12 protein-coding genes and 1 pseudogene are annotated in these 14,029 nt (G+C 54.4%); 1 reads left to right on the top strand and 12 read right to left on the bottom strand.

Annotation, left to right across the window (positions count from 1 at the left end; all coding sequences use genetic code 11):
- Positions 1-205: 205 nt before the first annotated feature.
- The 11 genes and pseudogenes from ACN1C3_RS04485 to ACN1C3_RS04535 all read right to left on the bottom strand — a co-directional run.
- The gene (locus ACN1C3_RS04485) at positions 206-1,123 is read right to left on the bottom strand and encodes a DMT family transporter (protein ID WP_419114590.1); all 918 of its coding nucleotides are present in this window, start codon (positions 1,121-1,123) and stop codon (positions 206-208) included.
- 35 nt (positions 1,124-1,158) lie between these two features.
- Positions 1,159-2,172 (bottom strand): GlxA family transcriptional regulator, encoded by a 1,014-nt coding sequence (locus tag ACN1C3_RS04490; RefSeq protein ID WP_419114591.1) that lies wholly within the window; start codon positions 2,170-2,172, stop codon positions 1,159-1,161.
- Between the two features lie 103 nt (positions 2,173-2,275).
- Positions 2,276-3,274, bottom strand: a complete 999-nt coding sequence (locus ACN1C3_RS04495; RefSeq protein WP_419114592.1) for a 4-hydroxyproline epimerase — start codon at positions 3,272-3,274, stop codon at positions 2,276-2,278.
- A 12-nt stretch (positions 3,275-3,286) separates the two neighbouring features.
- A complete protein-coding gene (locus ACN1C3_RS04500) occupies positions 3,287-4,135 on the bottom strand; it encodes an ABC transporter permease (RefSeq protein WP_419114593.1) in 849 nt (282 codons plus the stop codon).
- Positions 4,132-4,980, bottom strand: a complete 849-nt coding sequence (locus ACN1C3_RS04505) for an ABC transporter permease (RefSeq protein ID WP_419114594.1) — start codon at positions 4,978-4,980, stop codon at positions 4,132-4,134. The genes ACN1C3_RS04500 and ACN1C3_RS04505 overlap by 4 nt, the downstream gene beginning before the upstream one ends.
- On the bottom strand, positions 4,977-6,095 hold the full coding sequence (locus tag ACN1C3_RS04510; RefSeq protein ID WP_419114595.1) for a quaternary amine ABC transporter ATP-binding protein: 1,119 nt from the start codon (positions 6,093-6,095) through the stop codon (positions 4,977-4,979). Before ACN1C3_RS04510 ends, ACN1C3_RS04505 begins: the two co-directional genes overlap by 4 nt.
- Positions 6,096-6,170: 75 nt before the next feature.
- Positions 6,171-7,022, bottom strand: a complete 852-nt coding sequence (locus tag ACN1C3_RS04515) for a glycine betaine ABC transporter substrate-binding protein (RefSeq protein ID WP_419114596.1) — start codon at positions 7,020-7,022, stop codon at positions 6,171-6,173.
- 68 nt (positions 7,023-7,090) lie between these two features.
- Positions 7,091-8,437, bottom strand: coding sequence for an NAD(P)/FAD-dependent oxidoreductase (locus tag ACN1C3_RS04520; RefSeq protein WP_419114597.1), 1,347 nt, complete (start codon positions 8,435-8,437; stop codon positions 7,091-7,093).
- The gene (locus ACN1C3_RS04525) at positions 8,434-9,951 is read right to left on the bottom strand and encodes an aldehyde dehydrogenase (protein ID WP_419114598.1); all 1,518 of its coding nucleotides are present in this window, start codon (positions 9,949-9,951) and stop codon (positions 8,434-8,436) included. Before ACN1C3_RS04525 ends, ACN1C3_RS04520 begins: the two co-directional genes overlap by 4 nt.
- Positions 9,944-10,855 carry a dihydrodipicolinate synthase family protein gene (locus tag ACN1C3_RS04530; RefSeq protein ID WP_419114599.1) on the bottom strand — a complete coding sequence of 304 codons (912 nt, stop codon included), beginning with the start codon at positions 10,853-10,855 and terminating at the stop codon, positions 9,944-9,946. The genes ACN1C3_RS04525 and ACN1C3_RS04530 overlap by 8 nt, the downstream gene beginning before the upstream one ends.
- Positions 10,852-10,992, bottom strand: a pseudogene (locus ACN1C3_RS04535) (GntR family transcriptional regulator); the annotation flags it as partial. The pseudogene ACN1C3_RS04535 and the gene ACN1C3_RS04530, both read right to left, overlap by 4 nt.
- A 608-nt stretch (positions 10,993-11,600) precedes the next feature.
- Here ACN1C3_RS04535 and ACN1C3_RS04540 point away from each other — a divergent pair.
- Positions 11,601-12,836: an aromatic ring-hydroxylating oxygenase subunit alpha gene (locus ACN1C3_RS04540; protein WP_419114600.1), complete on the top strand. Its 1,236-nt coding sequence runs from the start codon at positions 11,601-11,603 to the stop codon at positions 12,834-12,836.
- 113 nt (positions 12,837-12,949) lie between these two features.
- On the opposite strand, the gene ACN1C3_RS04545 is transcribed toward ACN1C3_RS04540, so the two are convergent.
- A complete protein-coding gene (locus tag ACN1C3_RS04545; RefSeq protein WP_419114601.1) occupies positions 12,950-13,903 on the bottom strand; it encodes a LysR family transcriptional regulator in 954 nt (317 codons plus the stop codon).
- Between the last annotated feature and the right edge of the window lie 126 nt (positions 13,904-14,029).

Genomic DNA, 14,029 nt, shown 5'->3' on the forward strand with positions numbered 1-14,029 from the left:
ACTGGAAACAGTGCCCCCTGGCAGCGATCTTCACCTTGGATATAGCGCATAAGAAAAATGCCCGCATCTTGCGATGCGGGCATTTTCTTGAACCGGAGAGCAGATTGCTAGGTTTTCACACAATCTGTTTGAGCTGCCCTTTTTTATGGCCGTGCTCATCCAGGAAACCAACCACACATTGATTACTACAGACACTCAGGTACGTTCACGCCTTCGCTTTAATCGCATACAGCCCCCCAACAATCACCAACGCTGCGCCGACAACCACCCAGGTATCCGGGCGCTCCGCAAAAACGATTACACCAATCAAAGTGGCGAACACCAGAAGCGCATAGTTGAAAGGCTGCAGGGTAGAAGCGGTTGCGTATTTCAGTGCTTGAATGAAGAGAATCTGAGCGACTACGCCCGTCAATGACAGGACCCCCATCAAGAGGCCTTGGACCGGAGTTGGAGAAACCCATGCGGGTAGCCCCGCAAATGTGACCGTCAGGGCACCCACACTTGCCATAAAGAGCATGTTCGTAGCAAAGGAGTCGTGCTGGCTAATCCGGCGTGTCAGTACGTTGAACACCGCGAACGCTAAAGCAGCCAGCAGGGGAATCAGCGCCGCGAGTTCAAAAACGCCCGCGCCTGGTCGAAGAATGATCAGTGTCCCGGTGAACCCTATGGCGGCGGCAATCCAGCGCCGCAGACCTATGAACTCCCCAAGCACGGCCCTCGCCAATGCCAGTGCCATCAGCGGAAATACGGCATAGAGCGCATGCATTTCGGCCAGGCCCAAATATCGTAGCCCCACTGCAAACAGTATGGTTTCACCCACGGCTAACAGCGCTCGAATGATTTGGAGCCAAGGGTGCTTACTGCGAAATGACTCTTTGCCCCTACCTTGGTAGGCGGCATATCCGAGGGCAAAAACGACAAATACCCAATAGCGCATCATGACCAGTTGGGCAACCGGGAAGTCTTTGACAAGCACCTTGGTTAGTCCGTCCTGGCTCGCAAAGATAAGCATTGAAAGCAGGCATAAAAAAATCCCGAGTTGGGGCCTTGCGACCCCAGGACTAGCAACAACGGTGGGCGCAGTATTTTTTGTTCGGTCGCTCTTCAATCGCAACTCGGTCATGCCCTCCTCCTTAAAATTTCTGCGACAGCCCTTTTTTACTTCACCAGCCGCGTTTCTCTCGAAGGCCGGTAACCAAAATACGAGCTGTAGCATTTACTGAAATGGCTCGGGGAAACAAAGCCACATGCGACCAGCACATCAACCTGAGACAGCTCTGTGTGCTGAAGCAATCGCCGTGCTTCGGTAATACGTAGTTCCAGGTAATACCGTTGCGGTGTGGTACCCAGTTGCTCTTTGAACAAGCGCTCTATTTGTCGACGGGAACGTCCGGCATAGACCGCCAGTTGGTCCATTTGCAACGGCTCTTCCAGGTTGGCGTCCATCAGTTTGACCACCTCTTTGAGGGGGGCGCTCAACGAGATGTTCTGTGTCGGTTTGATACGCCGATACCGCGACTCTTCGAAAGACAGAATGTCTTCGATGCCTTCGACGAGCGCCTTGCCGTGCAGCCCCTTGATCCACTCAAGAGCCATGTGAAAAGCACCCGCTGGACTCGAAGCCGTGAGCCTGTCTCGATCCACGACAAATGCTTCACTGGTGACATGCGTGACTTTTGAAATTTCTGCGAGCGCAGGTCGGTGTTCGGGATGAATCGCACAACGATACCCCTCAAGCAAACCTGACACGCCCAAAAACCACGCCCCATTCCACAGCCCGGCCAGGGTGATACCAAGTTCCGATGCCGTTTTAAGGATGCTGATCAGCTCGTGATTGACTTTGAGTTCGGTGCGATAGCCGCCGCATATGACCAGCAAATTAAGGTCTTTGAGTGCTGCCACGTCCAAACGCGCATCCGGTCGAATGACCAGGCCAAGGTCGCTGGTAACCTCTCCGTCCTGCAACCCGAAGGTTCGTGAAGAGAACAACGTAGGCCGCAAAAGGTTGGCGGTGACAATCGTATCGAGCGCTTGCGTAAATGCAGGCAGCGAGAAGTGCTCGAGCAGTAAAAATCCTGCCCGAGCATGAGCCGTCGGCTCACTCCGAGTCTCTTCCAGATAGCGCAGGTTTTTACCTTTCATACACCCGCTGAAATCTCGTCGTTCGATCACTTTACGCCTCGCTTTTTTACACTGACGAACGCAGCCTTTGTGCAAATCAAGGTTGAATCTGCGTCTCCGAAGAATCAACCGCTGACGCCGTGACCAAACTGTTTTATGCGAGCTGGAACCCGTGAGCTAGAGGGTCTTTGTCATCGACGAAAATGGTGTTGTGGCCCGTCACCTCAGCCCAGCCGCTGACACTTGGATTCATGCCGTCGAAGGTTCCGACCTTTACCGACGCCTCCACTTTTCCTTCGTAGATTGTACCGATCAGACTTTCGAGTCGATAAACGTCGCCGACGTTCAGCCGACCTTTTCCGAAGAGCTGAGCCATCCGGGCCGAGGTACCGGTACCACCGGGAGAACGATCAATAGCTTTATCACCGTAGAACACGGCACAGCGTCCATGCACGGTTCTGCTCTGTGGTTTGTCACACCAGATGATGTGATGAACACCACTGATTCTGCTGTTCTCTGGATGCACTGGGTCACAAATGGCCGAGAGCGCTGCGCGCAGCTTCTGGCTCAACCCCACGATGTCCGCCGTCGTCTGCCCTTCGAATCCAGTCCAGCACTCCTGTGGTTCGACCACCGCGTAGAAATTCCCGCCGTAGGCGATGTCCACCGTAAACGTACCAATACCAGGTACTTCCACCACCACATCGGCGCTGTGCAGGTAGCTGGCTACGTTGAACAAGCGAATCGACTCAACAAATTCGCCGCCCATGGTGTATTCGACATCGACCCGTCCCGCCGGTGTTTCAATCGCCAGTTTTCCCGGCTCACGAGGTGTCACCAAGCCCTCTTCAATGACCACGGTCGATAATCCGATGGTGCCCGCTCCACACATCGGCAGACAGCCGCTGACTTCGATAAACAACGCACCGAAGTCGCAGTCATCACGTACCGATGGATAAACAATGACGCCAGACATGATGTCGTGTCCCCGAGGCTCGAACATCAATGCGGTGCGTACCCAGTCGTGGTCACGCACGAAAATATCGCGACGCTCCGCCATCGATACGGAGGGCATCAGCGGTGCTCCGCCCGCTACAACCCGAACCGGGTTGCCGCACGCGTGCGAATCAATGCAAAAAAAGCTGCGTCTCATACTGATGCCCTTTCAAAGGAGTTTGCTGGGGGAGTGACGCTGTAACGCGCCCCGTGACAGTCGATCCAACAGCAGCGCAATAGCGACAATGGCCAGGCCCGCTCGAAGGCCTAATCCCATCTCCATCCTGGAGAGGCCACGGGTAACTTCAGCCCCCAGACCGCCCGCCCCCACCAAACCTGCCAGCACCACCATCGCCAGCGACATAAGGATGCATTGGTTCAGGCCTACCAACAGCGTGGGTGCGGCAGTCGGCAGTTCAATTTTGAACAGAATGTCTTTAGGTGAAGCACCGGACGCCTGGCCCAACTCAAGGAGATCCTTGGGCAGCTGCTTGAAGGCCAGAGTCGTCAATCTGAGCATCGGTGGGATGCCGTAAACAATCGTTGCGATGATCGCGGGCACCCGTCCCAAGCTGAACAGCATCACTGCGGGGATCAGGTATACCCAGGGCGGCACCGTTTGCATGATGTTCAGAATCGGCAGCAACGCTTCATCTACACGCTTCACCCGGGCGGCCAGAACCCCAAGCGGGAAAGCAATGGCAACAGAGATCAGGACCGACACGCTGACGAGCGCAATCGTCTGGATGGACGCGACCCAAAGGCCAGCGAACAAACAGAAAGCCAACATCACCGCAGCGAAAACAGCGACTCGTTTATTGGCAAAAAAGAAGGCCGCAACGACGACAATACCGATGAACAAGTACGGATGGGGAGCAAGCAGCGCCCCCTCCACTGCACCGAGTACCGCCTCAATGACCTGACTTATCCCTTTGAACAATCCATGTAAATTAGTGTTCAGCCAATCAACGGCGGGAGCCAGGTAATCGCCTGGAGAAAACTGAATGTACGTTGTCATTGGGAAGCCCTCACCCGCGCCTGTGCGGCACTCTGCGCCAGACGATCCAGGATCATGGTCAGGATAACGATAGCGATGGCCGCGTTGATCGACTTGGCGATATCCAATGTACGGATGGAACCGTAAATCGCCTCGCCCAAACCGCCCGAACCCACAATGCCGGCGATGACGACCATACCGAACGCCATCATCAGGCTTTGGTTGACACCGGTCATGATGCTGGGCATGGCGAACGGTAAGCGGATCTTGAAAAACATCTGCATTCCAGTCACGCCGCTGGCATCTCCCAACTCGATGAACTCCTTGGGTGTCATGCGAATACCCAGGGAGGTCAGTCGTAGAGCTGGGGGAAGCGCGACGATAAAAGTCGCCAACAGCGCCGTGGCGGGGCCGTAGCCGAGCAGTGCAATGGCCGGTAGCAGGTAGATGTAGGGCGGCATCGTTTGGATCAAATCCAGACAAGGATCAACCACACGATCAAAGGCCGGCGCCAGACCGGCAATGACCCCCAGCGGAATCGCGACAGCCAGTGCCAGGACAGTCGCTGTGAGCACCAGGGCAAGCGTGCTGACTGTCTCTGGCCACAAGCCAATGATGTCGCAAAACAACAAGGCCAAACCTGCGAGAATCGCAAAGCGAACGCCAGCAACACGCCAGCCAATCAACGCCATGACAATCGCTACGACATAATGCGGTGGATAGGCGATGCTCCACAGGACGCCTTCGTAAATGCCCTTCAGCACCGCATTAACGGCATCGAACACGAACTCGCCATTATCCGAAAGCCATTCCAGCCCAGTATCAATGGATGCATCAAACTGACTGGAAAAATCCGGCGTGCTCATGCGGACGCCTCCATCGCACTGGGGGTTGGTACTGGCGCCATTTCGTTGGGAATACCTTGAACGCCACGCAGCAGATCACGCGGGGTAATGATCCCGACCACTGTTCCGCTTTCGACGACGGCAAGCGCGTCGCGCTCGGACTTCATCGTCAATCCGATAAGTTCATTGATATCGGCGTCAAGCGAGGTTTTGGTGAGCCTGGAAATATCGAAAGTCGGGTGTGCTGCCTTGTAGGCCTGGACCGACGTCATAACCGAATGAGCCTTGACCAGATGCAATCGGGAAATGCCGGCGACGAATTCCGCCACGTAGTCGTCAGCCGGATTGAGCACGATATCCTCGGCGGTGCCGACCTGAATGATTGCGCCATCCTTCATGATCGCAATGCGGTCGCCGATCCGTATGGCCTCGTCCAGGTCGTGCGTAATAAATACCGCGGACTTGCCCAGCTCCTTGGTCAGCTGGCGGAACTCATCTTGCAACTGTCGACGAATCAGCGGATCAAGCGCGCTGAACGGCTCATCCATCAAAATTATTTCTGGGTCAGCTGTGAGTGCACGCGCCAGTCCGACCCGTTGTTGCATGCCGCCGGACAGTTCGCTTGGATAGCGTGAAGTCCACTCGCTCAATCCAACCTTCGCCAGCGCCTGCTCGGCCACTTTGTAACGTTCAGCCTTGCCCACACCCTGCACTTCCAGGCCAAACGCGGTGTTCTCAAGAACCGTACGGTTAGGCAGCAAGGCAACGCTTTGAAAAACCATACCGATGTGACGCGCCCTCACCTCTCGCAGTTGTGCCGGCGACAAGGATGAAACGTCCTTGCCTTTGACCAGCACCTTCCCCGAGCTCGGGGTGATCAGCTTGTTCAGCAACCTTATAAGGGTGGATTTGCCACTGCCGGACAAACCCATGATGCAAAAGATTTCCCCCCGGCGAACCTGGAGACTGACATCGGAAACCCCGACCACGCAGCCATAGTTTTGCAGGATCTGGGTCTTTGAAAGACCCTGCTGGACAACAGCATCCATGGCTGCCGGTGCATTTTTACCGAAGATTTTCCAAACCGACTGGCAATCTACCAGCACTTCGTCAGTATTAATTGTGGCCATCGTCATTTCGCAATCCATCGAACCAGTTGTTTGCTGGCTTCTCTAATTAATCAAAGGGCGGCAGTGGCAAACAAACAAAACTCAATAGTTCTTGATATTTCCCCAACGATTTACAAGATCTGTATGGCTATCTATCCAGCCCTTGATAGCCTCGTCCATGGTCTTGCCATCCTTGATTTCAGCATTCATTGCGGTGATGTCCGTGATCGGCACATAAACGCTGGCCATTAGTTCGCGCGCACGCGGATTGGCTTCAGCGAAGCCTTTGTGTCCGATCCAGTAATAACCCTGCAACGGCGGAAAGACCCCTTTTGGATCTTTCAAGAACTTGAGATCAAATTTCTTGGTCATCCACGATGGATCCCAGACGGTTACCGCCACCCATTCTTTGCGGTCGACTGCCGACTTTAAAGCCGCCGTCATTGCCGAAGTACTGCCTTCGACCAGCTTGAGCTTGATGTCGTACGCTTTGACCACGTTGTTCGCGTCACTCATCAAGCCCGAACCCGGCTCGATGCCTATGATTCTGTTCCCCAGTTTGTCCGCGTTTGCATTCAGCTGTTCGATGGAGTCGATGTCTACGTAACTGGGTACTGCCATGCCCTGATATAGACCAAAGGAGACCGGTGACAGCTTCTCGATTTTGTTCTTGTTCTTTTTCCAATAATCGGCGGCGGCGTAATCAATCTGGGATGCCAACACCTGAATATCCCCCTTGCTGAGTGCAGCGTAGGCGATACCCCACTCGGAAAACTCCACGACTTTTACAGTGTATCCTGCGTTCTCAAGTACTTTCTTGGTGATGCCAGTAATAGGCACCAAGTCCTCCCAAGACATGGTGCCCATTACTATGTTTTTTTCTTCAGCGTGTGCCTGCAAACTCATCACGCCCACAAACGCGAGCGCGCAGAATGCCTTCCAGATATTTCTCATGGATTATTCCGTTCTTATTAGTGACTTGTTAAACGGCCTTTATTGGAAAAGCCGACGACTTAAACTTGTTAACCTTCTCGCCCGGCCCAAAACTCATGCCAACGAATGACCGAGCTGACGCCCAGCTTCGTTATTATCTTGGGGGGGAGCCTGCTGGGTCCTGGCGCCTGATTGAAACTATCCAGAATTTCAGAACGTATACCCGAAGCCAACTCCGCCGCCATTACACCTGCCAGGGTGCTTTTCACAGTACCCAGTCCATTTTCGCAGCAAGCCGAGTAGAGGTTTTCTTCGATCTCGCCAAATGCCGCGGCGCTGTTACGACTCAAGCAGAGTCGGCCAGCCCAACTGAACTCCAGCGCAGTGGATTTCAGTTCGGGAAAGCGTGCATCCAAGGAATGTCGCTGTTCTTTGGCAACCGCAGCTACACGCTCTGGGGTGACCTGGATACTCGGGTCATAGGTGAACTTTGTCCGGATGACGATACGTGAGAGACCGTCTGTAGAGATTTTACGAACAGTCGCTCCCATTGGATCAGCCGGCAACAATGCCCACTTGGCTCTACCCGGCACGTCTTTCTTGAATGCATCATCACTGTACGCTGCCGTCATGGAGGCGTACGTAAAGACGTGCAGCAGGCGTCCTTGATAATGACCAAAGTCTTCAATGTGGCCGTTGACCCCAAGAATGACCTTGGGTGCGTGCACCGTCCCGTTATGAGATCGAGCGATCCAGCCGCTACCCTGCTTCGACAATTCAATAACTGGAGAGCGCTCAAAGAGAGTGATTTTCCCTTCCAGCCCTGCTGCCAGGTCTCTGATGTACTGTGCGGGTTGAATCAACACTGCGCCGGGCGTGTAGATCCCACCGTGGTAATAGGTGGACCCGGTGATTTCGCGCATTTGCGTGGCATCAAACATCTCGAACTTCTCGCCGATGCGCTCAAGGGATTGTGCGTAATTGACGTTCAGCTTCAATCCCCGCTCAGTGGCGGCCGCGTTGATCTTCCCGGAAGGATCGAAAGTGTCGGCAGACATGCCGTACTCCCGTGCAGCTTCAGCGGCAAAAGCAATCGCAAAACGATTTTGCGTGATTTCCAGCGCCGTTGCAGACTCACTCGCCACGGAGTATTCCCCAGACGACAGACTATGCGGCACATCAATCATGAAACCAGAGTTTCTGCCCGCTGGCCCCTTGGCGACTTCATGAGCATCGACCACAACAATGCTGTCACCCGGGTGTAGCTGTGAAAGTCTGCGAGCGGCGGACAGGCCGGCAAAACCGGCCCCGATAATCAGCCAATCCGCCGTCACGTTTCCATCAAGCATGCGGACAGGCGCAGTGCGTGCGGAAATCGCCTCCCAACCTGAAACCCCGGTGTCTACCGGCAGGCGCTTGATGGTATGGGTGCTCATTTTTCGGTCTCTTCATCCGACCGATCAGACACATCGATCCAGATTGTTTTGATTTCGGTGTACTGGTCATGGGCGAAAATGGATTTGTCCCGACCACCGAAGCCCGACTCTTTGTAGCCGCCGAATGGCGTCGATGCATCACCCTCACCAAAGCAGTTCACGGTGACGATGCCGGCGCGAATTTCCCGCGACAACTTGATCGCCCGCCGCAGGCTGCCGGTATAAACCGAGGCCGCCAAGCCGTACACCGTGTCATTGGCCAGCGCAATGGCTTCGGAAATCGTGTTGAAGGTGGTGACCGAAAGAATCGGGCCGAAGATCTCTTCCTGGAACAGCCGGTTGTCTCGACCAACACCGTCAATCACCGTTGGCTCTACAAAGGCACCGTCTTTGGTCGCGCCACCGTAAACCACTTCAAGCTTTCCGGCGGCGGCGTGCTCAAGGTACGACTTCACTTTTGCGAAATGCTCAGGGCTGACCAGCGACCCTACGCGGTTTTCCGGATCGAGTGGGTCACCCATTTTCCATTCGCGGATGTAGGCGCCCATGCGCTCCAGCAGCTCGTCTTTAACGGTCGCATGGACGATCAGACGTGAAGTCGCGGAGCAGTTTTCGCCCATGTTCCAGAACGCGCCGTTGACGACATGCTGAGCGACGAGATCCAGGTCTTGGGCATCGTCCATCACCACGGCCGGATTTTTCCCGCCGCACTCAAGGACGATGCGTTTCAGGTTCGAATCGGCGGCGTAATGCAGGAAACGGCGGCCGGTCGCGGTGGAGCCGGTGAAGCTCACCATGTCGACATCGTTATGCAAGCCAATGGGCTCACCGACCTCTTTGCCCGTGCCGGTGACAATGTTGAGCACGCCAGCGGGAACGCCCGCTTCAAACGCCAGCTGAGCGACACGCAACGTGGTCAGCGACGTTTGTTCAGCAGGTTTGACGATGACCGAACAGCCCGCAGCGAGCGCCGGGCCGATTTTCCAGGCCAGCATCAGCAGCGGGAAGTTCCAGGGCAATACGCAGCCCACCACGCCGATCGGCTCCCGAACTACCATGGTCAGCGCGTCGCTGCCAACCGGGGCGGTGTTGTCATAAATCTTGTCAATCAGTTCTGCGTGCCAGCGGATCGTGTGGATGGTGTCCGGGATGTCGACCAACTGACATTCACTGACCGGTTTGCCGCTATCGAGGCTTTCGAGGACGGCCAGTTCGTGTCGATGGCTTTCAAGCAGGTTTGCAAACTTCAACAGAACCGCTTTGCGCTCCCGAGGAGAAATAGATCTCCAGCGTCCATCCTCAAAGGCCTCCTTGGCATTGCTCACCGCGAAGTCGACATCATCGGATGAACAAGCTGCGACGTCGGTCAAAAAGTCACCGGTCGCCGGATTGTTCGTGGCGAAGGTTTTGCCAGAGATCGCGGGTTTAAACGCGCCATTGATGAACGCCTTGGATGGCAACGAAATATCTTTGGCCAGAGCGGCATACTCGGCCTTGCTCAGAAGATCACCCATGGCTGGCTCCCGAAGAAATGTTGGCTACGTTACGTTTGAGTTCAGTAATGACCGACGCGAAGCGCTGCTTTTCGTCCGTTTCAAGTGGCTGCAATGGCAGGCGCACGTTACCGACTTTCAATCCGGCAACTTCGCAGCCGTACTTGATCGACTGCACGAACTTGCCACCGTCCAGGGCATTCATCAGCGGCATCATTGCCGACATGATTTGACGGCCTTTGTCGAAGTTCTTTTCGATCACGCAGGCTTCATAAAGCGCAACGTGTTCCCTGGGCAGGAAGTTGGAACCTGCGCACACCCAACTGCGGGCGCCCCAGGCAAAAAACTCGAGGGCCTGGTCGTCCCATCCGCAGGACAAGGCGATGTTGGGGAACTGCCGGGCCAGCATATGCACCTGGCCCATGTCACCGGAACTTTCCTTGATGGCGACGACGTTTTTCGATTGGCTGACACGCGTGAAATATTCTTCATCCATCGAAACGCACATGCGGCCCGGATAGTTGTAAAGCATGATCGGCAAGTTCGCTGCGCGATCGATAGTGAGCGCGTGAATCGCGTTTTCCTGTGAGGTTGGCAGCGCGTAAGGTGGGGACGTGACGAGAATGGCGTCCGCTTTGATCGATTTGGCATCCTTGGCGTACTGAACCGCATCTTCGGTGCGAATCGCCCCGGTACTGACGATCAGTTGCACCCGAGTGCCGATCACATCTTTGGCGTAGGCCGCCAACTCGGTGCGTTCTTCCGAAGTCTGCGCGTAATACTCGCCGGTCGACCCGCCGATAATGATGCCGTGTACCTTCGCCTCAATCAGCGACTCCAAAACTTCCGAGTACACATTCCAGTCAATCTCCCCATCAGAGTTATAAGGCGTTACTGCTGGCGTATAAATACCTTCAAATTTCAAGATAAATGCTCCGAATGCGAGTTAGGTGGAAGATCAACGAGCGCGTCAGCTTTGATGCCTTGAGGCGCGATAAAAATCTCCATGTTTTCACAGGACAGTTCCCAATGCTCAAACACGAGATCAACTACGGCACTTTGGCTACTGTTGAATCCAGACTGGCATGGGCCAAGAAGGCGGTCAATAGAGTGTATTTCTGGCGTATACATTTCTAGAAGGATGCTTCACTCGTCCTAAAAAATAATTTTCCCTTTGTTTTCAATGATTTGAAATTTCATCATCAGCGCCGCGACGTCAATCGATAACATTTGTTTATGCATTGATAAGAGTAAATGTTTCTTGTTGATGCATGATTGCCGTCGTAGCCTTACAACAGCGATATTCTACCGACGAATTGGATAAGCGAATGTCTCGTACATTCGTTCCATTAGTTAGGATCTGTTTGTCCGGGCTCAAATAAGGTGCTGTAGAAATATTGCTATTGATGCAAACATCGGCAGTACAGAATTGTCTGCCTTAGTAACGACTCGAACGAAATGAGTGCACGGATGGCGCCACCATCCAAGAAGGCACATCTTTCGTAAGGCGCTTCCTGGACGTGGCAAACCGTTCCGGTTCGCGGATAGAAGCAGCACAGTTTGATGGCTTGCGTCCACAGACGGTACTGCGAACTCAAGACCGTTTAGCCTCATTTCGCTGAGCAGGCTGAACGTGTCGCCCCCCCTTGGTATTTTGGAGTGTGTTGACCGTGAGCACTAAATCGGCAGTTTCAAATCTTATTGCGCAGCGCAAGCCTGACCATGCGCTGCCAGGTGCCCTCTATAGCGACCCAGATGTTTACCGGCAGGATCTGGAACAGATCTGGCACAAAAGCTGGATCTTCGCAGGGCACACATTTGAGCTGGAGAAATCGGGTCAGTACCTGTCGCTGCAAATCGGCGATTACCCTGTCGCTATCGTGCGCGGCGCAGACAAGCAGATTCGTGCATTCCACAACGCCTGCCGTCATCGCGGTTCCAAGGTGTGCCCGGAAGCCAGCGGCAAAGTCGCCAAGCTGGTGTGCCCTTACCACAAATGGACATTCGAGCTGGATGGCAGACTGCTTTTTGCCGGGAACATGGGGGAGGACTTCGACAAGTCTCAGCATGGGTTGAAGTCCGTGCATTGTGAGGTCGTCGAAACGTACATCTATGTGTGCGTCTCTGAAGTCGCCCCAGATTTTTCGTCGTTCAGAAAATCCGTTACTCCTTTCGTTGCGCCTCATAACCTGGACGACTGCAAAGTCGCGTTTGAGTCGAACATCATCGAGAAAGGCAACTGGAAACTGGTTTTCGAGAACAACCGTGAGTGTTACCACTGCGATTTTACTCACCCGGAATTGATGCACTCATTCGTCGACAACCCATCAGTGGGTGGCGCCGGCGGCGATGAGGATCTTGAACTCAAAGAGCATTGGGATCGTTGCGAAGCAGCAGGCCTGCCCAGCCAATTGGTCATGGACGAAGACGGTCGCTTCCGCATGACACGCATCCCCCTTTTTTCCGGGGCCGTCAGCTACACAATGGATGGCAAGCCTGCGGTTGCTGGTCGCTTGGACACAACCGGTGAAGCCAACATCGGTGCGCTGCTTTATTTCAACTACCCATCAACCTGGAACCACTTTCTGGGCGATCACGCGCTGAGCTTCCGCGTTCTGCCCATCGGTCCGGGCGAGACGTTGGTCACTACAAAATGGATCGTCAAGAAGGACGCGCAGGAAGGTGTCGACTACGACATCGATCGCCTGACCAAGGTTTGGCTTGCAACCAATGACCAGGATCGCACCTTGGTGGAAGGCGCACAGGTCGGGGTCAGCTCCCCTGCTTACGAGCCTGGCCCGTTGTCGGTGGCCAGCGAAATCGGTGTGTGCCAGTTTGATGATTGGTACTGCAAAACGATGCTTGAGCAGCTCAATGACACGATCCCGTTAAGATCTGTCGGCTAAGTGCAACACTGCCGGTGGTGAGAACCACGAATGATCACCACCGGCACACCCAAACCTCTCCCCCCCCTCAACCCGAGTCACTGCTCAGCCAGTACTCCTTTCTTCTAAACGGCTCAGGAAAACTGGGCGAGAATCCAGTCTCGTAGCCGACAACAGGCGTCGTCATTGACCCGATCTTCACGGAATGTCAGATAGTGCTGGCTTTCATGGAGAACCACTTCTTCTTCGATCGGACGAATCAGCGTGCCGTTTTCGATCAGGTTTTCGACCAGGTGATTCCATCCCAGCGCTACACCCTGGTGTGTCAACACCATGCTAATCACCAGGTTGTAGTCATTCGCGTTGAAAACGTGAGGGCTGTCGTGGGGCCGTTTCTCGATATCAACATCGTGATAAGCCAACCAAACGCCCCAATCAACGTGCTCCGCTACCTGGGATCTGCCATAGGGGCTGAGGTTTAGCAAAACCCCGTCGCGTAATGCTTCCAAGCTGGAAAGCTCAGGATGCTCCTCTTTATAACGAGGTGTGCACACCGGGTAGATGACGTCATGAAACAACGGATAACTACGGTAGCCATCCTGAATCCTGGCCATCTTGGTGATGAAGATGTCCGGAGTTACACCCGGTTCCATCGACAAAAAGTTTTGAGTGGTCACCAAGTTGAGATCGATGTCTGCATTCGTAGTGAAAAACCCTGGCAGCTTGGCTGCGAGCCAGAGGGCTGAAAACGCTGGAGAACAGCAAAGCGTCAGAGTGCGCTTGCCTGAATTATTGGTGCGAATACGCTCCGCCGCCTGGGAAATATTGACGAAAGATATCTGTGCAGCATCAAAAAATATGGTTCCGGCTTCCGTTAACTCGACCGCTCGACCCACCCTCTTGAAGAGATCCACCCCAAGGTATGCCTCCAGCTCCCGAATCTGACGACTGATTGCCGCCTGAGTAACGCAAAGTGCTTCTGCCGCACGCGTAAAGCTCTGATATTTGGCGGCGGCTACGAATGACTTCACGGCTTTCAGAGACGGCATTTTCAGCAGCGTCATGTCTGGATCGATGTGCTTAACCATAACCTAGAGTATTCAATGTCCGGTTCGGGGCCCCCGGGAGGGCCTTAAGGGATGAGATCGGTGGGAGGGTTCCACCTAGAGCGCACGCTTGAGAGTAGCTGAAAGGGAGGGTCTACAACAGGGGGA

The organism is Pseudomonas sp. H11T01 (assembly GCF_048515765.1).
In the GTDB taxonomy this organism is placed as follows: domain Bacteria; phylum Pseudomonadota; class Gammaproteobacteria; order Pseudomonadales; family Pseudomonadaceae; genus Aquipseudomonas.